Genomic DNA, 26,995 nt, shown 5'->3' on the forward strand with positions numbered 1-26,995 from the left:
GCCGAGACGCTGCGCCCGCGCGGCCGGGGCCGGGGCGAGCGGCCCGACGGCGACCAGGGCCGGGAGGGCGGGGAAGGCCGGGAGAACCGGGCCGGCCGGGACCGGTGGCTGGGGCGGCTGTGGCAGGGCGGGCGTGAACGGACGCCGGTGGACTGGCCGGCCCGGCTGCGGGAGTGGTGGCCACACGCCCGGACCGGCCTGCCGCGTCGGGCAGGCGCCGTGCTGCTGCTGTTCCTCGCCCTCGGGTTGCTGCTGTGGGCGGGGGCAGTGTTCCGCTACCCCGTCGAGGCCGGGGTCCAGCTCAAGATCTCGCCCGACGGTGCCTTCGGCGGGCCGTTGAAGAAGGCCGGCGAGCACGCGGCCCAGCAGGTGGTCGGCCAACTGGGGGCGGCGCTGGTCGCCGCCGCCGTCCTCGCCTTCTTCCCCGCCCGGGTCGGCCTCGGCACGGCGGCCCTGACCGGCGTCGGGGCCTTCGCCATCGGCTACCTGCGGCTCGGACCGCCGATGACGGGCCTGGAGATGCCGAAACCGGTGGCCGAGCGGGTGGTGCTGTTCGAGGGCGGGATGGGCAGTTGGGCCGGCCTCGCGGCGGTGGCGGCGATCGTGGCGTCGTTCGTGCTGATCGAGCGCGCGGCGAACCGGCTGCTGAAGCCCGCGCACGAGGCCCGGCGGCAGGTGCGGGAGGCCTGGCGGCGGCTCGCCGGGCGGGGCGCGGCGGCACGGTGGGACGGCAAGCAGTGGCGGACGGGCCCCGTGGGCGCCCGCGACCGCGCGCTGTTCGCGCTCGGGAGCACCTGTGTGCTCGCCCTGCTGCTGTGGGCGGCGGTCGAGGTGCGGCTGGCGGCCACCGGGCACCACCCGACGCCGGCCTCCTGGGGGACCGGCCAGACCGGTGCGGCCTACCAGTCCGGGTTCGTCGTCCTGCTGGCCGTCGTCTCCCTCGCGAGCACCCTGGGGACGCCGGTCACCGCCCGGGCGCTCCTCGGCTGCTGGATCCCCGTCACGCTGGTGCTCGGCGCCTGGCCCGGACCGCTCGGCCCGGTCGAGGCGCTGCGGATCCCGGTGCTCCAGGGGCAGTTCACGGCCGTCGCGGAGTTCTGGGGGTACGGCGCGTTCTGGGCCGCGTTGCTGGTCGCGCTCCCGCTCGCGGCGTACGGGGTTCTGCGCACGGCCCGGGCGCGGGGGGCGGGTACGGGGGCGGGCGGCTGACGGGCGAACGGCTGACAGATAACAGATGACAGAGTTCAGCTTTCAGATTTTGAAATCTGTTATCTGGCGGCTGTCAGTTGTCAGCCGCCCGCCGCCGGCGATCCAGCCGCCATCCGGCTCAGCCGACCAGCCGGGACAGTTCGATCGAGTGCCCGGTCCGCTCCACCTTGGCGCAGCGAATAAGGGTACACCTCGCCATTGACCTGCGGTTTTCCCCTGGGCGACACGTGCGCTCGATGCTGGTCGTCGTGCCTACCTCGATCAGGGTTCCACGCGCCGGACGTACACCCCTTCGGCGAGCAACGAGAACCCGTGTTCCTCCCAGGCCCGCCGAAGCTTCTCGATGGCCTCCTCGTCCGGCCGCCGCACCTCGGGGTCGTCGGAGTCGTAGCTGCACGGCTCGTCCGGCCCGTGGTCGTGGATCGGTGCCGGGTAGCAGACGGCGAGCGCCCCGGGGACCGCCAGGCGGCGAAGGGCCTCGACGGCCAGGCGCATCGCGACGCCCTTCCCCCGCCACTCGGCGGAGACCTCGACGGACTCCAGCAGGAGCAGCAGCGAGGGGCACAGCTCAGCCAGGATCGGCACGAGTCCACCGTCCTCGGTGAAGATCACACGAGGGATGCGATCGAGCAGGCCGGGGTCCAACTCCAGCGCTGCGCGTGGGTTCGGGGTCGCACCCGGGATCACACGCGTCATGGTGGCGGTGCCGAACACGGTGTCGCCGTCATTGAGGTAGAAGCTTGCCGTCCAGCGGTCGGCCCGCGCCTTCCAGTCCGTTCCGGCGAAGTGGCGCGACTGGTACGAGATGACGATTCGGTCGTCCACCGAGTGACTCCCTTGCAACGGGGGACGGCCCCCGCGCGGCATGGTGCACGCGGGGGCCGTCCAGAGTGTCAGTCCGTCACTTCGACGGCGTCGGGTTGGGGTTCTCCTTCGCGGGCTTGCCCGCGTGCTTCGGCGGGGGCTTCTCGTTGCCCTTGTGCTTGGACACGATGATCTCGAAGCGCATGGGTGAGTCCTCCTACTCGGCGGTGGTGGCGGACGATCCGGGCTCCATGGGGCCGGGCGGCCTCTCGGGCTTGTTGGGCGGGTCGTAGCGCATACTGGTGCCTCCTCGCGCTGGGATATCCCGGTCACCGGTTGGCGGCCGGGCCGTTCGGTGTTGCGGAACCCGCTCCGACCGTTCGAGCTGTCCAGGTCCGCCGGTCGGGGCGGGAGTTCGGGCCCGCCCGTGCGCCCCGGGGGGACGACGCACGGACGGGAGTCTCAGCGGGTCAGCAGCCATCCCAGGGCGACCATGCAGAGCGATCCGGCCACCACGTAGGCCCAGACCTCGGCCCGGGTGGTGTGACCGGCGCGGGCCTGCTCGGCAGCCTCGCGGTACTCGGCCATCTGGTCATCGGCCATGAGCCGCCCCAGGTCGGCCGCAGTCACCTCATCCATACGGGCCGCGCGTTGATCTGCTGCGTAGCCGCCCGCAGCCGGGCCAGCGTCGGCGAATCCACGGCGGGCTCCAACTCGGGCCTCTCGGCGGTCGGGCTCATCTGCTGCGCCGCCCAGTCCCGGGCCTCCGCGTAGCTGGAGAACCACACGTCCCGCCCGGCCTGCCCCCGCGCCCAGGTCGGCGCACCACCCGCGCGGTAGTCCAGGACGCCGTACCCCTCCATGCCGATCGCACCGGAACGAGGGACGGGGCACAGCCCGGCGTGCCCGGGGCGGCCGTACCAGGCGTCAGCGCCAGCCATCAGGCAACCTCCCCGCGTGAACGCGGCAACCACACGCCGGACGCACGCTCGGCAGGGCGCCCGCCTTCCGATCGGCCTCGGCCTTCCGGTACTCGGCCAGGATCGCGGCCATCTCCTCCGGGGAGGCCCGCCGGTCGTCCCGGAGGGGCCGTCGCTGCCGCGAAACAGTCATCGCTCGCACGCTCCCTACATCCGCCGCTGCGACTGCGTCTGCAAGCCGTCAGCAGGAAGGTAGGGAGGTGGCGGCGCGGCCCGCGAGCAAGTTGCACAGCCTTGCGCGGATTCACCCAAGCGCGCCTATCGCCGATGTGATGAGTGCACGCGCCTGGGCACCGTAGACCGCGAGACACTGCAACTCGCCGAACGCCCGGACGTAGTCAGCGATCTCACGAGGCTGAGTGACGTTGACCTCAGCCGTCAGCGTCTCCACGACGGCGTGCCGATCGTCGTACAGGTAGAACGCTTCCAGGGGCCACATGCCGCGCTGCGCGGTGGACGGGATAACCCCCAGCGACAGCGAGGCCAGCGGCATCATGGCAAGGAGATGGCCGAGTTGTCCGGCCATGGTCTCCGCGTCGCCGATACGGGAGCGGAGTACCCATTCCTCCATCAGTACCGCGAACCGGTGTCTGCCCTCGTGCAGAAGCCGTCCCCTCGCCACCCTCGCGGCAACGGCGTCGGCTACGTCGTCAGGGGTTCCCTGGAATTCCGTGATGGAGCGCATCAGGGCAGTCGCGTACTCCGGAGTCTGGAGGAAGCCAGGAACGACGTTCGAGACGTACGTCCGGCACAACTCCGCCCGCTCGTGGAGCGCATAGAAGTCCTCCTGTACCTGGCGCATCCCGGTGCGGTGGAGCCGCCGCCACTCCAGGTACATCGATTCGACCGCTCTCGACGTGGCGATCAGATCGTCCGCCTGGTCGGACGCCGAGCAGGCCGCGCACCACGCCCGAATATCGGAATCGGCCGGCGGGGTCCGCGCGCTCTGGATTCGGGACACTTTCGAAGGGTTCCACCCGCACCGGAACGCCAGTTGCTTACCCGTCAGTCCGGCATCCTTGCGGAGGCCGACCAGGCGGTTGGCAAGGGCAAGACGCGCCGCTTGCGCGCTTGATGACGGTGACGTCGGCATTGTCTGGCGGTCCGGTGCTCGCAGGGTAGGGGTAGGTCAGACGCTGTACTCGTCGTGCGGGGTGCCCCGCTCCCAGACGGCTTCGAACGCGGAAGAGACGAGACGAATCGTCGCGGGGTCCTCGGAGAAGGCGAACCCGGGTTCGGCCCAGTCGCCGTACCCCGTGAAGAAGTGGAACAGCACCAACCTGTCGTCGATCAGCCAGAAGTCGTTACCCGGCAACGCGATGTCCGACGCCTGACTCCTCGGAAGCCACCGGACCAGTTCCCCAGCAGCGAGATTCATCGGGGTGACCGCGTGCTCCCACCGGATGTAGTCGGTCACCGGCTCGGAGACGATCCGGGCCCTGCGCATGACCACCCCACGGCCGATCGTCTCGCGGACGAGACCCAGCCACTCGGGCCACCACGAGGCTTCGGGGTCCAACTCGATCTCGCCAGTGCGGGCGAAGCGGTCGATCTCCTCTGCCTCGTCGCCGACAGCGTAGGCGTCACGCATCTCCAGGTGTACTGCGGTCTTCTGCGCGTTCTTCAGCAGCGCGGCGAAGTCGGGCACGTTCGACACGTTCGATAGCCTCCTTCAGGATCGGCAGCATGCGCGCCGGGATACGGATCACGGACTCATGAGCGGGGATTCCGATCGCGTGGCCGGGAACCCACTCGGTCCCCGCGATCTTCTCGCAGAGCGCGGCATCGGCCGTCAAGCTCTGCACGACGATCTCCTCCGTCTCGTCCTCGACCCACACGGTGGGCGAGCCTCCGCCGCCGGTGGTCGGGTCGATGCCCACGAAATCTAGTGCCACGACGATCTCCAACGTCTAGGGAGTTGCGGGGACATGCACCACCGTCAGCCCTGTGAGTGAGATCCACAACCCCGCATGCACGAAATTGCACGAAGTCGGTATGAGGCGCGTCCCCCACGCCGTTCAACGCAAGATGAGCCGGGACGTTCGCTCGGCAGGCAAGCCCGGATAGCCCACTGGAATCCCGAGGGTCCAGAACGCACGAAAGGCCCCGGCCACCCAGTTCATTGGGCGGCCGGGGCCGGTCTGCTCAGGCGGTCAGATGCGGTTGCCCCAACGGTGGGCGGCGAGGCTGCGCGCGGCGTTGGAGCGGCCCGTCTCGGGCTCGTCGCCGGGGAGGCGGACGCGGGCGATCAGGCGGCCTGCCTCGGCGCGGAGCTGTCGGGCTTCTGCGATCAGGGGGTGGGCGACCTGGACGCCGTGGCGGGTGCCTCCGGCGATCAGTCGGCCGTCGGCGCGGACCTGTTCGTCGCAGTGGGAGGCGTCGCGCAGGTGGTGCTCGGCGAGGCGGAGCGCGGCGTCTTCCTGGGGGTCCAACTCGATCTCCAGGGCGGCGAGTCCGGCCCGAAGGTCAGTGATGATCTCGTGCAGGGGAATCCCTTTCCCTACTCAGGGTGGTTGATTGTCACAGTGTGTGCAGGAGGGTTGGTCTGTGCCCATGCGCATCGGTGCTGGCCTGCTATGACGCCCCGGTGAAGAAGGAGGCGCGAAGGGGAGTCACCCCCCGGGGCAGTGGCCGGCGTCACGCGCCGACGCGCACTCTCCTTTCCCTCGATTCTGATTAACAAGGCTACGAAGAAAGGAAGTTGTAGCCGTAAGGCGCGCAAGGCCAGCGCGAAGCCGTGCAACCGCGATTCGTTGGCCGCGCGCTGGCCTGCACGGGTAGCTACGGAATCTGCCGCAGTTGCGGAGACGCCGTGACCTGGTCCAGTTGGGCGGGGTCGCCAAGGCTGCTGCCCACCCGCGTCACGGCCTCACGGGGCGCCCACGGGCCCTCGGCTGCGGCCGGGCTCTGAGGGGCCACCGTGCGGGCGCACAGAGTCTTGCGGGTCGCCCTTCCGTGGGCTCTGAATAGGGGGTGAATCCTGTACCCGTTATTCCCGGCCACGCTGTGAAGGGGACATTCCGGCCCGTTTAAAGCCCCGCCCCTGTGCTCACCACGCCTTACGGAGCAGCCGTTCGGCGATGGCCAGGTGGTCGGGCTTGGCGGGGGCGGTCGGGTCGAGCCCGCCCCCGGCCGAACAGCGGGCGCGGTGTCGCAGCCTCGGTGTGGGCGAGCTTCGGCTTCGTGGTCGCTTTCAGGCCGTACGGAGCGGCCCCGAGCCAGCGGCCCTGTCGGCGCTGCTCGTTCTTCGTGTCCCGGACCTTCTCCGACAGCCGGGCGGAGAACTCGCGGGACTCCTCGGCCGCGTTGATGATGTGCTTCCGATCGCGCGGCCGGATCGAGTCCAGGCCGTCCCAATCGAAGATCAGCCGCTTACCGGCGTCCAGGACACCGACGACCTCACCCGCGCCCTTCCGGCTGAACCGGCTCATGTTGTACGACCACAGGGCCGCCGCTTCGCCTTCGTGGAGCCGGTCCAGGGCCTTGTCGAACCTCGGCCGGACCTCGCTTTTGTACGCCGACAGGTTCTCGCGGTGGACGACCCCGCTCCGGTAGCCCTCGCGGGCGGCGAAGCCCCTTCCTCGGGCCTCCTGGGCGTCCATGGACAGCTCTTGCTTGTGGCTTCCCTGTCGCAGCTTCTTCGACTTGCGGCAGTACAGGTCCATCACGTCGGGGCCGTCCATGATCACACCTTCGGTCAGCTGACGCGCCCCCGCAAAAGATCATGAGCGAGTGAAAAGGTCGTTCCGCGAACCTTCGCCCGCAGGTAGCGCACGTTGCTCGCGGACAGGTGCACGCCGGTCGGCACCCGCCGCCGCACGGTGATCCCGAGGTCGGCCAACTGCTGCGCCTTGTCCGGGTTGTTGCTCAGCAGGTCGATGCCGGTGGCGCCGAGGGTGGCGAGCATCTGGGCGGCGGCGGTGTAGTCCCGGCCGTCCTCGGGCAGGCCGAGCGCCGTGTTGGCGTCGTACGTGTCCAATCCGGAGTCCTGCAAGGAGTAGGCCTCCAGCTTGTTGTAGAGCCCGATGCCCCGGCCCTCCTGCCGCAGGTACAGCAGGTAGCCGCCGGCCTCGGCGATCCGCTCGACCGACTCGCGCAGCTGCGGGCCGCAGTCGCAGCGGTCCGAGCCGAAGACGTCGCCGGTCAGGCACTCCGAGTGCAGGCGTACCAGCGGCGTCCCGCCCTCCGGCACCTCGCCGAACGCGAGCGCCAGGTGCTCCGCGCCGTCGGCGAGGTCGTGGAAGGTGAGGGCCTGCGCCTCGGCGCGGTAGCCGTCGTGGAAGGTCAGCGGGATGCGCACACGCGAGCGCACCGTGGCGGGGCCGGGCTGCGGCATGGGTGGGCCTCCGTCGATGAGGAGATGGGTCGGCGAACCGACGAACCGATGGGTCGAGAGGGGCGGGCCGGCCGGCCCGGGGTGGATCGGATGTCGATGACCGTACTCGGTAGTTCCAATTTGAACAACTAAATACTGTCCGTGCCCGATTCGACTACGGACTGTGGTTCAGTCGGGCTCCGTGCGGACGCGAGGGCGCTGGTGGATCGTACGGTCCGCGAGGCGTGGGGGTTTCAGCATGTGGATGCGTCGGGAGCCGGACCGTGGACACTGCGAGGATTCCCCCGTTTCCTGGGCACGGGAATGCCTCGCGCACGAGCACCGACGACCACGGAAGGTCCTGATCAGATGCCCACAACCCCTCCCGCCGCCACCTCCCCGACCTCCGTCGACGCCGAGCAGCGCGTGATCGAGGCGCTCTACGCGGACGTGGTCCGCCGGAACAGGGGTGAGACGGAGTTCCACCAGGCGGTCCACGAGGTCCTGGAGACCCTCGGGCCGGTGCTCGCCCGCCGCCCCGAGTTCGTCGACGCCCGGATCATCGAGCGGATCTGCGAGCCCGAGCGGCAGCTCATGTTCCGGGTGCCGTGGACGGACGACTCCGGCGACATCCACGTGAACCGCGGCTTCCGGGTGGAGTTCAGCAGCGTCCTCGGCCCGTACAAGGGCGGGCTTCGCTTCCACCCCTCGGTGAACCTCGGCATCGTCAAGTTCCTCGGCTTCGAGCAGATCTTCAAGAACGCGCTCACCGGGCTGTCGATCGGCGGCGGCAAGGGCGGCTCCGACTTCGACCCCAAGGGCCGCTCGGACGCCGAGGTCATGCGGTTCTGCCAGTCCTTCATGACCGAGCTGTACCGCCACCTCGGCGAGCACACCGATGTCCCCGCCGGGGACATCGGCGTCGGCGGCCGGGAGATCGGCTACCTGTTCGGCCAGTACAAGCGGATCACCAACCGCTACGAGAGCGGCGTGCTCACCGGCAAGGGCCTCGGCTGGGGCGGCGCGCAGGCCAGGACCGAGGCGACCGGCTACGGCTGCGTGCTGTTCACCGCCGAGATGCTGCACAGCCGCGGCGAGAGCCTGGACGGGCGCCGGGTCGTCGTCTCCGGATCCGGCAACGTCGCCATCTACGCGATCGAGAAGGCGCAGCAGCTCGGCGCGACCGTGCTCACCTGCTCCGACTCCACCGGCTACGTGGTGGACGAGAAGGGCATCGACCTCGCGCTCCTCAAGGAGGTCAAGGAGGTCCGGCGCGGCCGGGTCGCCGACTACGCCGAACTGCGCGGCAGCCACGTCCGGTTCGTCGAGGGCCCTGGCGTGTGGAGCGTGCCCTGCGACGTCGCGCTGCCCTGCGCCACCCAGAACGAGCTGACCGAGACGGACGCGCTGGCCCTGGTGCGGGGCGGGGTGCTGGCGGTCGCCGAGGGGGCCAACATGCCCACCACCCCGGAGGCGGTCCGGGTGTTCCAGGAAGCCGGGGTGGCCTTCGGCCCGGGCAAGGCGGCGAATGCGGGCGGCGTGGCCACCAGTGCCCTGGAGATGCAGCAGAACGCCTCGCGCGACTCCTGGACCTTCGCCCGCACCGAGGAGCGGCTGGCCGGGATCATGAAGCACATCCACGACTCCTGCTTCACCACCGCCGAGCGCTACGGACACCCGGGCGACTACGTGGTGGGCGCGAACATCGCCGGCTTCGAGCTGGTCGGGGACGCGATGCTGGCCCAGGGCCTGATCTGAGCCCTGCCGCCCGCCACCCGGCGCCCGCGGTCCTCCGCCTGGAGCTCGCGGTCCTCCGCCTGGAGCTCGCGGTCCTCCGCCCGGCGCCCGCGGCCCTTCGCCCGGCGCCGACGGCGCGACTCGCCGTCACCCGGCGATCGGTACCCGACCGGAGCGGGCACCGATTGTCGGGTGCGGCAGGGTGGGTCCTTCCTACGGTGGTGATCAGTAAGGGAAGGACGGGGTCGGAGTGCTGGAACACCTGAACCGGGCGATGGAGCACATCGAACGGAACCTGGACCAGGAGGTCGAGGTCGCCGAGCTGGCCCGAATCGCGATGACGTCGGAGTACCACTTCCGACGGTTGTTCTCGATGCTCTCCGGGATGCCGCTGTCGGACTACGTCCGGCGCCGGCGGTTGACCGTCGCCGGGGCCGAAGTCCTCGGCGGGGAGCGGACGTTGCTGGAGGTCGCGATCCGGTACGGCTACACCTCGGGGGAGGCGTTCGCCCGGGCGTTCCGGGCGATGCACGGGGTCGGGCCCGGTGAGGCCCGGCGCGAGGGCGCGGTGCTCAAGTCCCAGCCCCGGATGTCCTTCCGACTCGTCGTGGAGGGAAGCAGCAGTATGGAATACCGGATCATCGAGCAGCCGGACTTCCGGATCATCGGTCGGCGGGCGCGGGTCCCGCTGGTGCACGAGGGCGTGAACCCGGCCATCGCCTCGTTCATCAAGGGGCTCGGCCAGGAGACCGTCGACCGGATCTCGGCGCTCTCGGGCCGCGAGCCGGAAGGCATCCTCTCGGTCACCGAGTTCTTCTCGGAGAGCCGTGAAGAGGGTGTCGAACTCGACTACTACCACGCGGTGGTGGCGGACGCGGACACCGTCGTCCCGGACGGCCTGGACGTTCGGGAGGTGCCGGCGGGCACCTGGGCGGCCTTCTCCAACACCGGGACCTTCCCGAAGGCCCTCCAGGAGATGTGGCGGGACGTCTTCACGCAGTGGTTCCCGTCCAACCCGTACGAGTTCCGGCCGGGGCCGGAGATCCTGCGCACCCGGTTCCTGTCGGACGGCCAGGCGGAGGCCCAGCTGTGGATTCCGGTGGCGCGGGCGCTGCGCTGACGGACGGCCGCTGACAGCTGACAACTAACAGATGACAGATGACAGATAACAGATTTCGAAATCTGTTATCTGTCATCTGTTTTTTGTTCGCCCACAGCGCCCACAGCGCCCACAGCGCCCACAGCGCCCACAGCGCCCACAGCGCCCACTGCCGCCGCCCGCCGCCCCGCCCGCCCCCGTTCGGCCCAGCAGCGCCCGCACCCGTCCTCCCCCGCCCGCATGCTGGGGCGGGGAGGACGGGGGATCGCAACCGCTACCCGAGGAGTGGGATCACCGATGGCCAAGGCATTCGGCTTCGTCGACTACGGCGGGCCGGAGACACAGGAGTTCCTGGACCGCCCGGTGCTGGAGCCCGGCCCCGGGCAGCTGGCGATCGCGGTCGGCGCGGCCGGGGTGAACCCGGTGGACTGGAAGATCCGCACGGGCCTGCTCGGCCGGGAGCGCGAACTCCCCGCCGTCATGGGCCAGGAGGCCTCGGGCGTGGTCCTGCAAGTCGGCCCCGGGGTCACCGGGTTCACCCCGGGCGATGAGGTGTTCGGCCTCGCGGCCGCCGGTGCCTACGCCGAACAGACGCTGATGCGCGCCGAGTTGAGCGCGCTCAAGCCCGAGGGTGTCGGCTTCGACCAGCCGGCCGTCCTGCCCGTGTCGGCGGCCACCGCGGATGACGCCGTCCGTGACCTCGGCCTCGGCGCCGGCCGGACGCTGCTGATCCTCGGCATCGCCGGCGGTGTCGGCAGCGCGGCCGCCCAGATCGCCCGCAGTCGCGGCCTGATCGTCCTCGGCACCGCGAGCGACGCCAACCGTGCGTACGTGGAGTCCCTCGGCGCGGTGCCGGTCCGCTACGGCGACGGCGTCGCCGAACGGATCGCGGCCGCGGCGCCCGACGGCGTCGACGGCATCCTCGACCTGGTCGGCGGCGACGCCCTGCGGGCCGCCGCCCCCGTGCGCAAGGACCGTACGGAGCTGGTCAGCACCGCCGACCCGGCCACCGTGGCCGAACTCGGCGGCCGCTACATCACCCGCTCGACGACGTCCGAGACCCTGTCCGCGCTGGCGGCCCTGGTCGCCGCCGGTGAGCTGGACCCGAACATCACCGGCCGCTACCCGCTGGCCCGGGCCGCCGAGGCGCTCGCCTTCGTCGAATCCGGCCATGCCCGCGGCAAGGTGGTGCTCGAAGTCGCGTGACACAAAGCAAGAGTGACGATCAGTCAACAAGGGCCGAGAGATCGAGAACCGAGAGAAGAAGTCGAGAGAAGAAGCCATGAAGCAGAACTCCGTGACCATCGGCGGCCCCTGCTGGGTCGAGCTGGGCACCTCCGACCCGGCCGCCGCCAGCACCTTCTACGGTGAGTTGTTCGGCTGGCGGGCCGAGGCCGATGTGCGCCCCGAGGCCAGCGGCTACACCCAGATGTTCCTCGGCGACGCCACGGCGGCCGCCGTCAGCCCGCGGTTCGCGCCGCAGCAGCCCATCGCCTGGTCGACCTGCTTCGCGGTCACCGACACCGACGCCACCGTCGCGAAGGTCGAGAACGCCGGCGGCAAGGTCCTGAAGGAGCCCACCGACGTGTCCGACCTCGGCCGCTTCGCGGTGGTCGGGGACAGCTCCGGCGCGGTGTTCCTGCTCTGGCAGGCCCGCGCGTTCGCGGGCGCCGAGGTGTTCAACGAGCCGGGCTCGCTCGGCTGGGTGGAACTGCTCACCCGCGACCCGGCCGGTGCGACCGCCTTCTACCCGGCGGTCTTCGGCTGGTCCGTCAGCCCGTCCGAGCAGTACACCCAGTGGGGCCTGGACGGCGCCGACTTCGGCGGCATGCTCGTGATGGACGACCGCTTCCCGCCGCAGGTGCCGCCGCACTGGCTGCCGTACTTCTCGGTCGCGGACGTCGACAACACCGTCGCCCGGGCGAGCGGCCTCGGCGCGGACGTGCTGATGGGGGCCACCGACGTGCCGGACGGCCCCCGGATCGCGGTGCTGCGCGACCCGCAGGGCGCGTCGTTCGGCGTCTACCTGGCCGGCACCGAGGGCTGACCCCCCCCGGAGGCCACGCCCCTGCCCGCGCCCCTGTCGACGCCCCTGCCGAGGACCCCGACGTCCTCCCGTCGGGCGCAGTCTCCGCCCTCACACCGGGCGCCGACTGCGGCTGGAACGCCACGCCGCCGCCGTCGCGCCCGCGGTGACGAGCAGCGCGCCGATCGGCACCACGTCGCCGATCCGGTCGTACCAGGTCAGCGTCCCGGGCTCGGTGAGCGGCAGTCGGACGGTCAGCGCGCCGGTGCCGTCGGTACCGAGCCGGGCGAGCTCGCGGCCCTGCGCGTCGAAGGCCGCCGACACCCCGGTCAGCGAGGCCTGCACGGCCGGCCGGCCGGTCTCGGCGGCCCGGATCGCCGCCAGCGAGACGTGCTGCTCGGGTGCCCAGGTGTGCTGGAAGGTCGAGGTGGAGGACTGGTAGACCAGCACCCGGGCGCCGTCCCGCGCGGCGGTGCGGGCCAGGTCGGGGAAGGCCGACTCGAAGCAGATCAGCGCGCCGACCGGCAGCGGTCCGCCCGCCCGGTCGGTGGCCGGCAGGACGTGGAAGGCGGTGCCGGGCGCCCGGTTCTCGCCGGCCGCCCGGCTGACGCCGGCGATCCAGCCGAGCACCGGCCGCAGCGGGATGTACTCGCCGAAGGGCACCAGCCGGATCTTGCGATAGCGGTCCAGCACGCCCGCGGGGGAGACCAGTACCGCGTCCTTGGAGATCCGCCCGTCCGCCTTGCGGGCGTCCTCCCCGGCGATGATCTGCGCCCCGGTGGCGGTGGAGAGTTGGCGCAGCCGGTCGAGCGCGGCCGGGTCGCGGTCGAGGTCGGCGGTGGTGCTGCTCTCGCCCCAGACGACCAGGTCCACCGGCTGCCCGCCGAGCGCGGCGGTGGCCTGGGCGCTGGCCTCGAACCGGGCCTGCGGGTCGTCCACGATGCCGGGCTGGACCAGCGCGACGGTGACCGCCCCGGCCGGGGCGGGGGCGTCGCGCAGGGCGAACAGCAGCGGTCCGGCGGCCAGGACCAGGACGGTGGTCAGCGCCGCGAGGGCGCGCGGCCGCCGGTGCACGGCGGTCAGGACGATCAGCACCCCGGTGTTGGCGGCCGCGACGGCCGCGCTGACCAGCCAGATCCCGCCGGTCGAGGCGAGCCCGAGGATCGCCGGGTGCTGCCACTGGGTGGCGCCGAGCAGTGCCCACGGCCCGCCGAGGGCGTCCCAGGAGCGCGCGTACTCGGTGGTCACCCAGACCGCCGGGACGACGAGCAGCGCGAGCAGCGCCCGACGGTCGGTCAGCGGCGGGTGCAGCAGCCGGTGGACGGCGTACCCGAAGCCGCCCTGGAGCGCCCCGAACAGCACGGCGAGCACCGGTAGCCCCGGCCCGATGGACGGGACCAGCCAGTACATCGCGGTCAGGATGAAGCCCGCCCCGAACCACCACCCGCGCACCGCCGCCTCCCGCCCGCCGGGCGCGCGCTGCATCAGCAGCATCCCGGGGACGAGCGCGACCCACGCCAGCCAGGCCTGCCCCGGCGCCGGGAAGGCGAGCACCGGTACCGCCCCGGCGGCCAGGGCGCCGAACCGCGCGCGGTAGCGGTGCGGGCGCGCCTGCGGGTGGCCGCCGTGTCCGGACTGCCCGCCGTATTCGGAGTGCCCGGGAGGTTCAGGGTGCCGGGGGTGCCCGGGATGCGAGGAGTGCTCGGGGTGCCCGGGATGCGGGGAGTGCTCAGGGTGCTCGCGGTGCTCGGAGTGCTCCCGGTGCGGCGTGCGCCGGGCGGGGCTGGTGAGGGCGAGGCGGCGGGGCATGCCCCGTATTGTCCGCTCGGACGGACTGCGCCACCAGTGTTCCTGTCACCCGAATGGACTACGGGAACACTGGTGGCCACCCCCGTGGCTCAGCCCTCGTCGCCCTCCAGGTCCCCCTCGGTCTCCAGGAACGCGGCCTGCAACTGCGCGATCAGCTCCGGGTCGGGCTGCTCCCACAGCCCGCGGCTGGCCGCCTCCAGCAGCCGCTCGCTGATCCCGTGCAGCGCCCACGGGTTGGCGCCGGTCAGGAACTCCCGGTTGACGGGGTCGAGCACGTACTCCTGGGTGAGCTTCTCGTACATCCAGTCCGCGACCACGCCCGTCGTGGCGTCGTAGCCGAACAGGTAGTCCACCGTCGCGGCCATCTCGAACGCGCCCTTGTACCCGTGCCGGCGCATCGCCTCGATCCAGCGCGGGTTGACCACCCGGGCGCGGAAGACGCGGGCGGCCTCCTCGGTCAGCGTCCGGGTGCGGACCGTCTCCGGGCGGGTCGAGTCGCCGATGTAGGCGGTCGGCGCCTTGCCGGTGAGCGCCCGGACGGTGGCCACCATGCCGCCGTGGTACTGGAAGTAGTCGTCCGAGTCGGCGATGTCGTGCTCGCGGGTGTCGGTGTTCTTCGCGGCGACGGTGATCCGCTTGTACGCGGTCTCCATCTCCTCGCGGGCCGGCCGCCCGTCCAGTCCGCGCCCGTAGGCGTAGCCGCCCCAGACCGTGTACACCTCGGCCAGGTCGGCGTCGGTGCGCCAGTCCCTGCTGTCGATCAGCTGGAGCAGGCCCGCGCCGTAGGTGCCCGGGCGGGAGCCGAAGACGCGGACGGTGGCCTTGCGCTCGTCGCCGTGCACCGCGAGGTCGGCCTGGACGTGGGCGCGCACGAAGTTCTGCTCCGCGGGCTCCTCCTGGGCGGCGGCCAGGCGCACCGCGTCGTCCAGCAGGGCGACCACGTGCGGGAAGGCGTCGCGGAAGAAGCCGGAGATGCGCAGCGTCACGTCGATGCGCGGGCGGCCCAGCTCGGCGAGGGCGATCGGCTCCAGGCCGGTGACCCGGCGCGAGGCGTCATCCCAGACCGGGCGGACGCCGAGCAGGGCGAAGGCCTCGGCGATGTCGTCGCCGGCGGTGCGCATCGCGCTGGTGCCCCACAGCGACAGCCCGACCGAGGGCGGGTAGGCGCCGTCGTTGTCGGCGGTGTACCGCTCGACCAGCGAGGCGGCGAGCGCCTGGCCGGTCTCCCAGGCGAGCTTGCTCGGGACGGCCTTCGGGTCGACGGAGTAGAAGTTGCGGCCGGTCGGCAGCACGTTGACCAGGCCGCGCAGCGGCGAGCCGGACGGCCCGGCCGGGACGAAGCCGCCGCGCAGCGCGTGCAGCACGGCGTCCAGCTCGTCGGTGGTGGCGGCCAGCCGCGGCACCACCTGGGTGGCGGCGAAGGTCAGCACGTCGTGGACGGCCTCCGGCAGCCCGGCGGCGACCTTCTCCACCGCCTCGACCGCCCAGTCCTGCGCCTCCATGGCCTCGACCAGGGCGCGGGCCTGGGCCTCGGCGGCGTCGGTGGCCCCGAGGGTGAGCGCGGCCTCGTCCAGCCCGAGCGCCTCGCGCAGGCCCGGCAGCGCACTGACGCCGCCCCAGATCTGGCGGGCGCGCAGGATGGCGAGCACGATGTTGACCCGGTCGGTGCCGGCCGGCGCCTGTCCGAGGACGTGCAGGCCGTCGCGGATCTGGGCGTCCTTGATCTCGCACAGCCAGCCGTCGACGTGCAGCAGGAAGTCGTCGAAGCCGTCGTCCTCGGGGCGCTCGTCCAGACCGAGGTCGTGGTCCAGCTTGGCGGCCTGGATGAGGGTCCAGATCTGCGCGCGGATCGCGGGCAGCTTGGCCGGGTCCATCGCGGCGATGTTGGAGTGCTCGTCCAGCAGCTGCTCCAGGCGGGCGATGTCGCCGTAGGAGTCGGCGCGGGCCATCGGCGGGACGAGGTGGTCGACCAGGGTGGCGTGGGCGCGGCGCTTGGCCTGGGTGCCCTCGCCCGGGTCGTTGACCAGGAACGGGTAGATCAGCGGCAGATCGCCCAGGACGGCGTCCGGGCCGCACTCGGCGGACAGCGCGGCGGTCTTGCCGGGCAGCCACTCCAGGTTGCCGTGCTTGCCGAGGTGGATGACGGCGTGCGCGCCGAAGCCGCCGTCGGCCTGCGCGGCCTCGATCCAGCGGTAGGCGGCCAGGTAGTGGTGGCTCGGCGGCAGGTCGGGGTCGTGGTAGATGGCGACGGGGTTCTCGCCGAAACCGCGCGGCGGCTGGATCAGGACGAGCAGGTTCCCGGAGCGGATCGCGGCCAGCACGATGTCGCCGTCCGGGTTCTGCGAGCGGTCGACGTACAGCTCGCCGGGGGCCGGGCCCCAGTGCTCCTCGACGTGCTCGCGCAGCCCCTGGGGGAGCGTGGCGTACCAGCGGCGGTAGTCGGCGGCGGGGATGCGCACCGGGTTGCGGGCCAGCTGGTCCTCGGTGAGCCAGTCCTGGTCGTAGCCGCCGGCCGCGATCAGGGCGTGGATCAGGGCGTCGCCCTCGTGGGAGGCGTCGAGCGAGGAGTCCTGGGACGCGTCGTGGGAGCCGTCGGACGAGGCGTCGCGGGAGCCGGCGTGGCCGTCCCCGTTCGTTCCGTCCAGCCCGGGGAGGTCCGAACCCAGGTCCATGCCCTCCGCGCGCAGCCGGTTCAGCAGGCGGATCGCGCTGGCCGGGGTGTCCAGGCCGACGGCGTTGCCGACCCGGGCGTGCTTGGTCGGGTAGGCGGACAGCACGAGCGCCAGGCGGCGCTCGGCGGCCGGGATGTGCCGCAGCCGGGCGTGCTTGACGGCGGTGCCGGCCACCCGGGCGGCGCGCTCCGGGTCGGCGGCGTAGACGGTGAGGCCGTCCTCGTCCAGTTCCTTGAAGGAGAACGGGACGCTGATCAGCCGGCCGTCGAACTCCGGCACCGCGATCTGGGTGGCGGTGTCCAGCGGGGACAGGCCATCGTCGCTGGCCTCCCACTGGGCGCGCGACCAGGTGAGGCAGAGCGCCTGGAGGATCGGCCGGTCCAGGGCGGCGAGCGCGCCCGCGTCCCAGGCCTCCTCGTCGCCGCCGGCCTGCGCGTCGGCCGGGCGGGTGCCGCCGGCGGCGAGCACGGTGGTGACGAGCGTGTCGGCCTCGCCGAGCGCGGCCAGCAGCTCGGGCTCGGCGCCGCGCAGCGAGGCGCAGTAGTAGGCCCTGGCCTGCGCACCCTGGTCCTCGATCGCCCGGCAGAGCGTCTCGACGAAGGCGGTGTTGCCGCTCATGTGGTGGGCGCGGTAGTAGAGCACCGCGACCGTCGGGCCGTCCTGCGTACGGGCTTCGCGCTCCAGCGGCCCCCAGGCCGGGGCGGAGGCGGGCGGGGCGAAGCCGTGGCCGGTCAGCAGCACGGTGTCGGAGAGGAAGGCGGCCAGCTCGGCGAGGTTGGCGGCGCCGCCGTGCGCGAGGTAGGCGTGCGCCTCGGCGGCGATGCCGGCCGGGACGGTGGACAGCTCCATCAGCTGGGCGTCGGGGGCCTGTTCACCGGTCAGCACGATCACCGGACGGGGGCCGGCCAACAGCGTGTCCAGGCCCTCCTGCCAGGCGCGGCGACCGCCGAGCAGGCGGACCACGACGAGGTCGGTGCCCTCCAGCAGCGCGGGCAGGTCCTCGGGGGTGAGCCGGGCCGGGTTGCCGAGCCGGTAGCGGACCGGGCCCTCGGCGGCGCGGGCACTGAGCAGGTCGGTGTCGGACGTCGACAGCAGCAGGATCATGCGAAGGCCCTCCCGGCCTCGGAGCCGCCCCGAGCCGAAGGGCGCGCCGGCGTGGAAAGTGACGAGTGACGAGCGACGGACGAAAGCGCGTGGCATGCGACGGACGAAGGCGCGTGGCATGCGGCGGACGAAAGCGAGCGACGGCGCGTGACCGGCGACCGAAGGAGCGCCGAGGCGTCGGCGAAGCGCCCGGAGTCGGGCGGGCGTGAGGTGCCCGGGGACCCGGGCGCGGGCATGCGGCAGCGCATTGCTCTTCGAGCCTTCCTCGGGGTCCGCGCCCCGGGCCGGTGGAGGACGGCAGGAGTTCCTGGCTCCCGCGGCCGTCCGGTCTCCCGGTGAACCGCGGTCACAGTGGCGGGACCGCACCGGGCTTGCACCGGTTTCCTCCCCTGCGCCGTCGCTGGCGTGCGGACGGTCCGCGGGGACCGTCCGCCAGCATCGTACGGGGTGCGGCTGACCTGGGGGAGGGCGATCCCGGGGAGGCCGCCCGGAGCGCCCGGGGTGTGAGGCGACGGACAAAGGCAACCGATCGGATCATCTGTATGCTCGCGGCCATGCCACCGACACCCGACGCCACCGCGCCGGGCGCCGCGGTGCCCGACCGGGGGCGCGCGGACGCCTGCCCAGGGGCCCTTCGTCTACATCCGGCCGACGACGGCGCCCTGGCCCGGGTCCGGCTGCCCGGCGGTCTGCTGACGGTCCGTCAGGCATTGGCGCTGGCCGACGCCGCCGAGGCGCTCGGCGACGGCGAACTGGAGACCACCTCCCGCGGCAACGTCCAACTCCGCGGCCTGGCTTCGCACTGCGGGGCCGAACTCGCCGAACGGCTGCGCGCCGTCGGCCTGCTGCCCTCGGACACGCACGAACGGGTCCGCAACATCGTGGCCTCCCCGCTCGCCGGGCTCGACGGACACGGCTTCGCCGACGTGCAGGCCTGGGCGCGGGAGCTGGACGCGCGGCTGTGCGCGAGCGACTGGGCGGCCGGGCTCTCCGGCAAGTTCCTGTTCGCGCTGGACGACGGGCGGGGCGACGTCGCCGCGTTCGACGCCGATGTGACATTGATCGCAGGCCCGGACGGGTCGGCGCTGCTGCGCCTCGGACGGGCCGCCCACGGGCGTCCGGTGCCGGCGGGGCAGGAGGTGACGGCCGTGCTCGACGCGGCCCGGGCCTTCCTGGACGTGCTGCGCGAGAGCGGGCGCAAGGCCTGGCACCTGCGCGAGGTCCCCGAGCTGCTGCCGGCCGGGCCCGTGCCGGTGCCCGCCCTCGCCGGGGCCGCGCCCGCGGTCGGCGTGGTCCGCACGGCCGGCTCGTTCCCCGAGGTGGCGGGCGGGCTGTCGGTGGGCATGCGCTTCGGCCGGGCCGGCGCCGCGCAGTGGCGGGAACTCGCGGGCGCCTGCGCCGGGGAGATCCGGCTGACGCCCTGGCGCGGCGCGGTGCTGCCGGGGGCGCCGGCCGACCGGCTGCCCGCGCTGGCGGCGGCCGGGTTCCGGACCGCGCCCGGCTCGCCCTGGGAGCGGGCCACCGCCTGCACCGGACTGCCGGGGTGCGCCAAGTCGCGGGCCGACGTCCGGGCCGACGCGGCGCGGGCGCTCGATGCGGCAGCTGCCACCGGGAGCCCGCCGGTCGGCGGCCTTCCGGCTACCGGCCTTCCGGTTACCGGCTTTCCGGCTACCGGCCTTCCGACTGCGGGCCTTCCGATGGCCGGCCTCCCGACCGCCGGTCTCCCGGTGCACTGGTCGGGGTGTGAACGACGCTGCGGTCATCCGGCCGGGCGGTGGGTGGACGTGCTCGCCACCGGGCAGGGCTACCGGGTGACGGTGAACGGTCCGGCGGCCGCCGGGGCGGCCGTGGACGTGACGAACGAGGAGATGGCCGAGGCGGTCGCCGAGGCCAGGAGGACCACGAAGTGATCGAGTACGAGAAGGACGGCGCGTCCATCTACCGCCAGTCCTTTGCCACCATCCGTGCGGAGGCCGACCTGGCCACCCTCCCGGCGGACGTCTCCCAGGTCGCGGTGCGGATGATCCACGCCTGCGGGATGGTCGACCTGGTCGAGGACCTGGTGTACTCACCGGGCGTGGTCGCCTCCGCGCGCGAGGCGCTGCGGGCCGGGGCGCCGATCCTGTGCGACGTGAACATGGTGGCGAGCGGCGTCACCCGCAAGCGGCTGCCCGCCGACAACGAGGTCGTGTGCACCCTCACCGACCCGTCCGTGCCGGAGCTCGCCCGGAAGATGGGCAACACCCGCAGCGCCGCCGCCATGGAACTGTGGCTGCCCCGGCTGGAAGGCGCGGTGGTGGCCGTCGGCAACGCGCCGACCTCGCTGTTCCGGCTGCTGGAGATGATCGAGGCCGGCGCGCCGCGCCCGGCCGCGGTGATCGGCGTCCCGGTCGGCTTCATCGGCGCCGCCGAGTCCAAGCAGGCCCTGGCCGAGCACCCGTCCGGCCTGGAGCACCTGGTGGTGCGCGGCCGGCGCGGCGGCAGCGCGATCGCCGCCGCCGCCGTCAACGCGATTGCGAGCGAAGAAGAGTGACGGATCGTCAGACCTCTGGTGTCGGCCGGCTCTACGGGGTCGGGCTCGGCCCCGGCGACCCGTCGCTGGTGACCGTCCGGGCGGCCGAACTCATCGGCAAGGCCGACGTGGTGGCCTATCACAGCGCCCGGCACGGCCGGTCCATCGCGCGCTCGATCGCCGAGCGCTATCTGGCGGATGGTCAGATCGAGGAGAAGCTGGTCTACCCGATCACGGTCGAGACCACCGACCACCCGGGCGGCTACCGGGGCGCGCTGGACGACTTCTACGAGGAGGCCGCCGCCCGGCTGGCCGCCCACCTGGACGCCGGCCGCGACGTCGTGGTCCTCGCCGAGGGCGACCCGCTGTTCTACGGCTCGTACCAGCACATGCACAAGCGGCTCGCGCACCGCTACCCGACCGAGGTGGTGCCGGGCGTGACCTCTGTCAGCGCCGCGGCCGCCCGGCTCGGCCAGCCGCTGACCGAGGCCGAGGAGACGCTCACCGTCATCCCGGGCACGCTGCCCGAGGAGGAGCTGACGGCGCGGATCGCCGCCGCCGACTCCGCCGTGATCATGAAGCTGGGGCGCACCTTCCCGGCCGTCCGGCGGGCGCTGGAGCGGGCCGGCCGGCTCGACGACGCGCAGTACGTCGAGCGCGCGTTCATGGACGGGGAGCGCATCCTGCCGCTCGCGGAGGTCGAGGGCGAGACCGTCCCGTACTTCTCGGTGGCGGTGCTGCCGAGCAAGGTCGCGCCGCTGGAGCCGGTGGAGCGGCGGACGGACGGCGCGGGCGCGGTGGCCGTCATCGGCACCGGTCCGGCCGGGCCGCTCTGGCTCACCCCCGAGGCGCGCGGCGTCCTCGCCGAGGCGACCGACCTGGTCGGCTACACCACCTACCTGGACCGGGTGCCCGAGCGGCCGGGCCAGCGGCGGCACGGCTCGGACAACAAGGTCGAGTCGGAGCGCGCCGAGTACGCCCTCGAACTGGCCCGGCGCGGGCACAAGGTCGCGGTGGTGTCCTCGGGTGACCCGGGCGTCTTCGCGATGGCCACCGCCGTCCTGGAGGTCGCCTGCGAGGAGGCCTACCGGGACGTCCCGGTGCGGATCGTCCCGGGGATGACCGCGGCGCACGCGGCCGCCTCCCGGGCCGGCGCCCCGCTCGGGCACGACTATGCGGTGGTGTCGCTGTCGGACCGGCTCAAGCCCTGGGACGTGGTGGCCCGCAGGCTGCGCGCGGCGGCCGAGGCGGACCTGGTGCTCGCGCTCTACAACCCGGGCTCGAAGTCGCGCACCACGCAGGTCGCCCTCGCCCGGGACCTGCTGCTGGAGTACCGCGCGCCCGAGACGCCGGTGGTGATGGCGCGTGACGTCGGCGGGCCGACCGAGCGCGTGCGGATCGTCCGCTTGGGCGAGCTGGATCCGGCGCTGGTCGACATGCGGACGATCCTGCTGATCGGCTCCTCGCAGACCCAGGCGGTCGAGCGGGGCGGCGGCGTGAAGGTCGTCTGGACGCCGCGGCGGTACCCGGAGGAGTAACGGGCGAAGACTGACAGATGACAGCTAACAGATTTCATCATCTGTTAGCTGTCATCTGTTTTCTGTTACTTGTTCGCCGCCCGGCGTCCCCGCCTCCCCGTCACCGGGTCGGCTTGGCGATCACCAGCTCCGTGTTGTGGTCCTCGCCCGCGCCCAGCAGCGCCGCCGGCCGGCCGTTCGGGTCGTTGTACGACAGCTCGCGGTACAGCGCGGCGAGGTTGGCGTCCGAGGTGCTGCCGAAGTCCGTGCCGTACGGTGCGGAGGACTCGATCAGCGTCGTGAACAGGGAGAGCGTGCCGTCCCCGTTGTCCGCGATCTCGATGATGCGCCCGTGCTGCGGGTAGTCGATGTGCGAGGCGGTGTTGATCTCCCAGAACGCCCGCTCCGGCACCGCGTGGCCGTGCGCCGTGACCTTGTTCATGTGGGTGTGGCCGTTCACCCACGCGATCACGTTCGGGTAGCGCTGGAGCAGCGCCACCAGCTCGTTGCCGTCGTGCCGCTTCTCGAAGATGTTGCGCGGGTCGGGCAGCAGGTTGCCCATGGTGGTGCTCGTGTGGTGGCTGAACAGGAGGATCACCTCGTCCGTGCTGCCGCCCGTCACCTTGCGTCCGTCGGTGTCGTACCAGTGCCCGCTGTGCGCCTTCAACTGCTGCTCCAGCCAGCGCAGTTGCGCGGTGCCCAGTGAACCGTCCGCGAATCCGGCCTGGTTGGTGGTGTCCAGGCTGATGCCGAGCACCTTCTCCGAGATGCGGAAGGTGTAGTAGAGCTTGCCGCTGCCCACCATGTCCGAGGTGAAGCCGTGCCCGTACGGGCCGGCGCCGGTGTGCGCCGGGTTCAGGTGGGCCTTGGCGAACTCCTTGAGCGTGAACGGCCGTCGGCGCTCGTCCGGGGTGATCCGGCGCACCGCGTCGCCGCTCGCGAGCAGCTTCGCGAGCAGGAGCGCGGCGCCGGCCGGGTCGCGGCGCAGCGAGTCCATCAGCCGGGCCGCGTCCGCGTCGTTGCAGCCCTCCAGCTTGTACTGGCCGGTGTAGAGGTCGTTCAGCAGCCCGAGGTCCGGCAGCGAACCCTCAAGGCTGTCATCGTGGTTGCCGACCGTCGTGTACCAGGGCGTACGCAGGCCCGGCGCGTCGAACGGCCGGCCGGCGGCGTCGAGGAAGCCCGGTATCTGCGGGAAGCCCTTCGCCTTGTAGCCGTCGTTGTAGGCGAGTTCGGGGTTCCAGTAGGCGGCGTTGCCCGAGTTCTGCACGCCTTCGTAGCGGTTCGGGTCACCGGTGTTCTGGGCGAGCCGGCCGCCGCCCATGACGGTGAGGTACCAGTCGAGTTCGGCCTGCTCGTGGTTGTCGGTGTTGTCGCCGGTGGCCATCACCATGCTGAACGGCATCCCGGTGTAAGGGCCGCCGTCGAGCGCGTTGACCCGCTCGACGAGGGCCGAGACGCCGCGGGCGTTCAGGGCCTCCTGCGGCCGGTACGCGCTGCCGGTGAACCGGGCCAGGTACTCGAATCGCACCGGGGACTCGGTGTCCACCAGGTGCAGGTCGCTGAACTGGACGAAGCTGGCCAGCCCGGTCCGTCGGTCGTCCCGCCCGGTGCCCGGCGCCGCCAGGTCGCCGCGAACCACCAGCGGCCAGCCCGGCCCGGCCGTCAGTCGCTTGTACCCGCCGGTGCCGACGGGCGTGGCCACCTGGTCGAGCGTGGTGCCCGTCGTCTTGACCGCCCGCGCGGCGGTGGCCGTCAGTGCGCGCTCGCGCTCCGCCGCCGAGGCGAACTGCCCGCCGCCCAGCGACAAGGCCGACCAGGCGGCGGCCACCGACGTACCGGTGAGGAACGTACGCCGACTCATCCCTGCCACAAAAACCCCCACATGCTGATGGCCCGGCCGGACAACCCGGCCGCCGGACCCCGTGTCATGAACCCGCCCTCTGGCGGACCGCCAGATTACTCACTGGTAGGAGCGGGGTGCGAGGCCCGTGCGGAGAACTCTTCGGGAACGCGGGGCAGCGGCCGCTCCCCGACTCGGACACCGGGCCGCGGGGCCCCGCTCCACCGCCCCCGGTCGGGGCGCGGCCAGGCGAATGGGGGAAAATCGGTACCGACGGCCGGTGCGGCCGCACCTCAACGGAGCCGGAAGCGAGACGCAGGTGGCCAAAGCGGGAGCCGAAGCGGGAGCCGAGGCGGGGGCCGAAGCTGGGGCCGAAGCGGCGGCCAAGGCTGGAGTCGAAGCCGGGGGCCGGGCCGGCCAGCTGAAGAGCAGCGGCCTGCGGCACGGCTGGACCACGGGCGCCTGCGCCACCGCCGCCACCAAGGCCGCGTACACCGCGCTGCTCACCGGTGAGTTCCCGGACCCGGTGGCCATCACCCTCCCCAAGGGCCAGCAGCCGGCCTTCGCCCTCGCCGCCGAGGAATTGACAGCCAGGGCTGGGGTCCTCGCGGCCGGGGGCCGAGCCGCCGTCCCGCCCAGGCCGGCGAGCGCCATGGCCGCCGTGGTCAAGGACGCCGGCGACGATCCCGACGTCACCCACGGCGCGCTGATCCGCTCGACGGTGCGGGCCGGCGAGCCCGGCGCCGGCGTGGTGTTCCGGGCCGGCCCGGGGGTGGGGACGGTCACCAAGGCGGGCCTGCCGCTGCCCGTCGGCGAGCCCGCGATCAACCCGGTGCCCCGGCAGATGATCCGCGACGCCGTGGCGGAGGTGGCCGCCGCGCACGGCGGCAGCGGGGACGTGGTGGTCGAGATCTCCGTGGACCACGGCGAGGAGATCGCCCGTTCCACCTGGAATCCACGGCTGGGCATCCTCGGGGGCCTGTCCATCCTCGGGACCACCGGCATCGTCGTCCCCTACTCCTGCTCCGCCTGGATCGACTCCATCCGCCGCGGCGTGGACGTGGCCCGGGCGGCGGGCCGCACCCACGTGGCCGGCTGTACCGGTTCGACCTCCGAGAAGGTCGCCGTCGCCGTGCACGGACTGCCTGAGGACGCGCTGCTCGACATGGGCGACTTCGCGGGCGCCGTCCTCAAGTACCTCAAGCGCCACCCGGTGCCCCGGCTGACGATCGCGGGCGGCTTCGCCAAGTTGTCCAAGCTCGCCGCCGGCCACCTCGACCTGCATTCGGCGCGCTCCCAGGTGGACAAGGGGTACCTGGCCGAACTGGCGCGGCGGGGCGGGGCCGACGGGGCGCTGGCCGAGGCGGTGGCCGCCGCCAACACCGGGTTGGAGGCGGTGCAGTTGTGCCGGGCGGCCGGGGTGCCGCTGGGCGATCTGGTCGCCGAGGCGGCGCGGGCGACGGCGCTCGGCGTGCTGGTCGGCTCGCCGGTGGCGGTGGACGTCATCTGCATCGACCGCGCGGGCACCGTCGTCGGCCGGGCGGAGCCGCTCGGGCCGTGACACTCTCACAGAATCGCGGCAATACCGCCTGGTGATGTGAAGATCTGACGTTCATACGGGGCGAGAAACGGACAAAAGGAGTGTCACGCCCGCCCCTGGTTCTGTCGCCATCTCAACCATGAGATATGGTCTGGCGAGTGACAGGCGACTACCTCACCCGTATCGGCACCCTCATCCGTACCGCCCGCCAGCACCGCGGCTGGTCCCAGGCACAGCTCGGCGAGGCCCTCGGCACCAGCCAGAGCGCGGTCAACCGCATCGAGCAGGGCAAGCAGAACGTCAGCCTTGAGATGATCGCGCGCATCGGCGAAGCCCTCGACAGCGAGATCGTCTCCCTCGGCTACTCCGGCCCGATGCACCTGCGGGTCGCCGGCGGCACCCGACTCTCCGGCGCCATCGACGTCCGCAGCAGCAAGAACGCCTGCGTCGCGATCCTCTGCGCCTCGCTGCTGACCACCGGACGCACCACGCTGCGCAGCGTCGCCCGGATCGAAGAGGTCTACCGCATCCTCGAGGTGCTCACCAGCATCGGCGTCAAGAGCCGCTGGACCAACGACGGCCGCGACCTCGAACTCACCCCGCCCGCCGAGCTCGACCTCGCGGCGATGGACGTCGAGGCGGCCCGCCGCACCCGCAGCGTGCTGATGTTCCTCGGCCCGCTGATGCACCGCGCCAGTCGCTTCGCCATCCCGTACGCGGGTGGCTGCGACCTCGGCACCCGCACCGTCGAGCCGCACCTGACCGCGCTGCGCCGCTTCGGGCTGGAGGTCGCCACCACCGGCGGCGCCTACCACGCCTCGGTCGAGCCGGGCACCCCGCTGGACCGTCCGATCGTGCTGACCGAGCGCGGGGACACCGTCACCGAGAACGCCCTGCTGGCCGCCGCCCGGCACGACGGCGTCAGCGTCATCCGCAACGCCTCGCCCAACTACATGGTCCAGGACCTGTGCTTCTTCCTGGAGAAGCTGGGCGTGCGGATCGAGGGCGTCGGCACCACCACCCTCACCGTCCACGGCGTCCCGGAGATCACCTGCGACGTCGACTACACCCCGGCCGAGGACCCGGTGGAGGCGATGAGCCTGCTCGCCGCCGCCGTCGTCACCTCCTCCGAGCTGACGATCCGCCGGGTGCCGATCGAGTTCCTGGAGATCGAACTCGCGGTACTGGAGGGGATGGGCCTCGACTACGACCGGACCCCCGAGTACCGGGCCCACAACGGCCACACCCGCCTGGTCGACCTCACCGTGCGCCCGTCCAAGCTGACCGCGCCGATCGACACCATCCACCCGATGCCGTTCCCCGGCATCAACATCGACAACGTGCCGTTCTTCGCGGCCATCGCCGCGGCCGCCCACGGCACCACGATGATCCACGACTGGGTCTACGACAACCGTGCGATCTACCTCACCGAGCTGACCCGCCTCGGCGCCGACGTCAAGCTCCTCGACCCGCACCGCGTCCTGGTCCAGGGCCCCACCCGCTGGCGCGCCGCCGAGATGATGTGCCCGCCGGCCCTGCGCCCCGCGGTCGTCATCCTCCTCGCGATGCTCGCCGCCCAGGGCACCTCCGTCCTGCGCAACGTCTACGTCATCAACCGCGGCTACGAGGACCTCGCCGAGCGCCTCAACTCCATCGGCGCGCAGATCGAGACCTTCCGCGACATCTGATCCGATCCGGATCTGAAGCACGATCAGATGGCCGACCCGGCGCCCCCCGGGGGGGCCCCCGGGGGCTCACGGGGCGGGGGGGTGGGCGAGCTAGGCAGCGCGGGGCGGCCCGCGGGGGCGGCGGAGAAAGATATCAATCTCTC

Annotated in this window: 22 protein-coding genes and 1 riboswitch; of the genes, 10 read left to right on the forward strand and 12 right to left on the reverse strand. The window is 72.5% G+C overall.

Features of this window, described 5'->3' with window-relative positions; all coding sequences use genetic code 11:
- The coding region (locus tag ACFV61_RS21540) for a hypothetical protein (RefSeq protein ID WP_380493385.1) at positions 1–1,209 on the forward strand (1,209 nt) is incomplete at its 5' end.
- A 261-nt stretch (positions 1,210–1,470) separates the two neighbouring features.
- On the opposite strand, the gene ACFV61_RS21545 is transcribed toward ACFV61_RS21540, so the two are convergent.
- From ACFV61_RS21545 to ribA, 9 genes are all read right to left on the reverse strand, one after another.
- Positions 1,471–2,034: a hypothetical protein gene (locus ACFV61_RS21545; RefSeq protein ID WP_380373908.1), complete on the reverse strand. Its 564-nt coding sequence runs from the start codon at positions 2,032–2,034 to the stop codon at positions 1,471–1,473.
- A 441-nt stretch (positions 2,035–2,475) separates the two neighbouring features.
- Positions 2,476–2,616 carry a hypothetical protein gene (locus ACFV61_RS21550; RefSeq protein ID WP_380373906.1) on the reverse strand — a complete coding sequence of 47 codons (141 nt, stop codon included), beginning with the start codon at positions 2,614–2,616 and terminating at the stop codon, positions 2,476–2,478.
- 23 nt (positions 2,617–2,639) lie between these two features.
- Positions 2,640–2,954 carry a hypothetical protein gene (locus tag ACFV61_RS21555; RefSeq protein WP_380493388.1) on the reverse strand — a complete coding sequence of 105 codons (315 nt, stop codon included), beginning with the start codon at positions 2,952–2,954 and terminating at the stop codon, positions 2,640–2,642.
- Between the two features lie 283 nt (positions 2,955–3,237).
- Entirely contained in the window at positions 3,238–4,086 is an 849-nt protein-coding gene (locus ACFV61_RS21560) for a helix-turn-helix domain-containing protein (RefSeq protein ID WP_380493389.1), read from the reverse strand.
- 36 nt (positions 4,087–4,122) lie between these two features.
- Positions 4,123–4,650: a DUF6879 family protein gene (locus ACFV61_RS21565; protein ID WP_380493391.1), complete on the reverse strand. Its 528-nt coding sequence runs from the start codon at positions 4,648–4,650 to the stop codon at positions 4,123–4,125.
- On the reverse strand, positions 4,577–4,900 hold the full coding sequence (locus ACFV61_RS21570) for a hypothetical protein (protein WP_380493393.1): 324 nt from the start codon (positions 4,898–4,900) through the stop codon (positions 4,577–4,579). The genes ACFV61_RS21565 and ACFV61_RS21570 overlap by 74 nt, the downstream gene beginning before the upstream one ends.
- 246 nt (positions 4,901–5,146) lie before the next feature.
- Positions 5,147–5,425 carry a hypothetical protein gene (locus ACFV61_RS21575; protein ID WP_380373894.1) on the reverse strand — a complete coding sequence of 93 codons (279 nt, stop codon included), beginning with the start codon at positions 5,423–5,425 and terminating at the stop codon, positions 5,147–5,149.
- Between the two features lie 627 nt (positions 5,426–6,052).
- Positions 6,053–6,676 carry a recombinase family protein gene (locus ACFV61_RS21580; RefSeq protein ID WP_380493395.1) on the reverse strand — a complete coding sequence of 208 codons (624 nt, stop codon included), beginning with the start codon at positions 6,674–6,676 and terminating at the stop codon, positions 6,053–6,055.
- 14 nt (positions 6,677–6,690) lie between these two features.
- The gene (gene ribA, locus ACFV61_RS21585; RefSeq protein WP_380373888.1) at positions 6,691–7,329 is read right to left on the reverse strand and encodes a GTP cyclohydrolase II; all 639 of its coding nucleotides are present in this window, start codon (positions 7,327–7,329) and stop codon (positions 6,691–6,693) included.
- Positions 7,330–7,677: 348 nt separating this feature from the next.
- Between ribA and gdhA the strand changes: the two genes are divergently transcribed.
- From gdhA to ACFV61_RS21605, 4 genes are all read left to right on the forward strand, one after another.
- Positions 7,678–9,066 (forward strand): NADP-specific glutamate dehydrogenase, encoded by a 1,389-nt coding sequence (gene gdhA / locus ACFV61_RS21590; protein WP_380493397.1) that lies wholly within the window; start codon positions 7,678–7,680, stop codon positions 9,064–9,066.
- Between the two features lie 229 nt (positions 9,067–9,295).
- The gene (locus tag ACFV61_RS21595; RefSeq protein WP_063350066.1) at positions 9,296–10,165 is read left to right on the forward strand and encodes an AraC family transcriptional regulator; all 870 of its coding nucleotides are present in this window, start codon (positions 9,296–9,298) and stop codon (positions 10,163–10,165) included.
- 276 nt (positions 10,166–10,441) lie between these two features.
- Positions 10,442–11,350 (forward strand): NADP-dependent oxidoreductase, encoded by a 909-nt coding sequence (locus ACFV61_RS21600; RefSeq protein WP_380493399.1) that lies wholly within the window; start codon positions 10,442–10,444, stop codon positions 11,348–11,350.
- Positions 11,351–11,426: 76 nt separating this feature from the next.
- The gene (locus ACFV61_RS21605) at positions 11,427–12,191 is read left to right on the forward strand and encodes a VOC family protein (protein ID WP_063350068.1); all 765 of its coding nucleotides are present in this window, start codon (positions 11,427–11,429) and stop codon (positions 12,189–12,191) included.
- Between the two features lie 90 nt (positions 12,192–12,281).
- On the opposite strand, the gene lnt is transcribed toward ACFV61_RS21605, so the two are convergent.
- Both lnt and cobN read right to left on the reverse strand, forming a co-directional pair.
- Positions 12,282–13,979 (reverse strand): apolipoprotein N-acyltransferase, encoded by a 1,698-nt coding sequence (lnt, locus tag ACFV61_RS21610; protein WP_380493402.1) that lies wholly within the window; start codon positions 13,977–13,979, stop codon positions 12,282–12,284.
- Between the two features lie 89 nt (positions 13,980–14,068).
- Positions 14,069–17,755 (reverse strand): cobaltochelatase subunit CobN, encoded by a 3,687-nt coding sequence (gene cobN, locus ACFV61_RS21615; RefSeq protein WP_380493403.1) that lies wholly within the window; start codon positions 17,753–17,755, stop codon positions 14,069–14,071.
- A gap of 301 nt (positions 17,756–18,056) precedes the next feature.
- A riboswitch (cobalamin riboswitch) is annotated at positions 18,057–18,142 on the reverse strand.
- A 167-nt stretch (positions 18,143–18,309) separates the two neighbouring features.
- Here cobN and ACFV61_RS21620 point away from each other — a divergent pair.
- The 3 genes from ACFV61_RS21620 to ACFV61_RS21630 are packed head-to-tail and all read left to right on the forward strand — an operon-like array spanning position 18,310 to position 21,805.
- Positions 18,310–19,665, forward strand: coding sequence for a hypothetical protein (locus ACFV61_RS21620; RefSeq protein WP_380493405.1), 1,356 nt, complete (start codon positions 18,310–18,312; stop codon positions 19,663–19,665).
- Positions 19,662–20,288 (forward strand): precorrin-8X methylmutase, encoded by a 627-nt coding sequence (locus tag ACFV61_RS21625; protein ID WP_380493407.1) that lies wholly within the window; start codon positions 19,662–19,664, stop codon positions 20,286–20,288. Before ACFV61_RS21620 ends, ACFV61_RS21625 begins: the two co-directional genes overlap by 4 nt.
- Positions 20,285–21,805, forward strand: coding sequence for a precorrin-2 C(20)-methyltransferase (locus ACFV61_RS21630; RefSeq protein ID WP_380341719.1), 1,521 nt, complete (start codon positions 20,285–20,287; stop codon positions 21,803–21,805). Before ACFV61_RS21625 ends, ACFV61_RS21630 begins: the two co-directional genes overlap by 4 nt.
- 100 nt (positions 21,806–21,905) lie before the next feature.
- On the opposite strand, the gene ACFV61_RS21635 is transcribed toward ACFV61_RS21630, so the two are convergent.
- Positions 21,906–23,645 carry a TIGR03767 family metallophosphoesterase gene (locus ACFV61_RS21635; RefSeq protein WP_079136030.1) on the reverse strand — a complete coding sequence of 580 codons (1,740 nt, stop codon included), beginning with the start codon at positions 23,643–23,645 and terminating at the stop codon, positions 21,906–21,908.
- Positions 23,646–24,045: 400 nt separating this feature from the next.
- On the opposite strand from ACFV61_RS21635, the gene ACFV61_RS21640 reads away from it, so the two are divergent.
- A complete protein-coding gene (locus ACFV61_RS21640) occupies positions 24,046–25,185 on the forward strand; it encodes a cobalt-precorrin-5B (C(1))-methyltransferase (protein ID WP_380493409.1) in 1,140 nt (379 codons plus the stop codon).
- Positions 25,186–25,322: 137 nt separating this feature from the next.
- Positions 25,323–26,852 (forward strand): UDP-N-acetylglucosamine 1-carboxyvinyltransferase, encoded by a 1,530-nt coding sequence (locus ACFV61_RS21645; RefSeq protein ID WP_350875492.1) that lies wholly within the window; start codon positions 25,323–25,325, stop codon positions 26,850–26,852.
- The last annotated feature ends 143 nt before the right edge of the window (positions 26,853–26,995 follow it).

Source organism: Kitasatospora sp. NPDC059817 (genome assembly GCF_042731835.1).
Taxonomy (GTDB): Bacteria; Actinomycetota; Actinomycetes; order Streptomycetales; family Streptomycetaceae; genus Kitasatospora.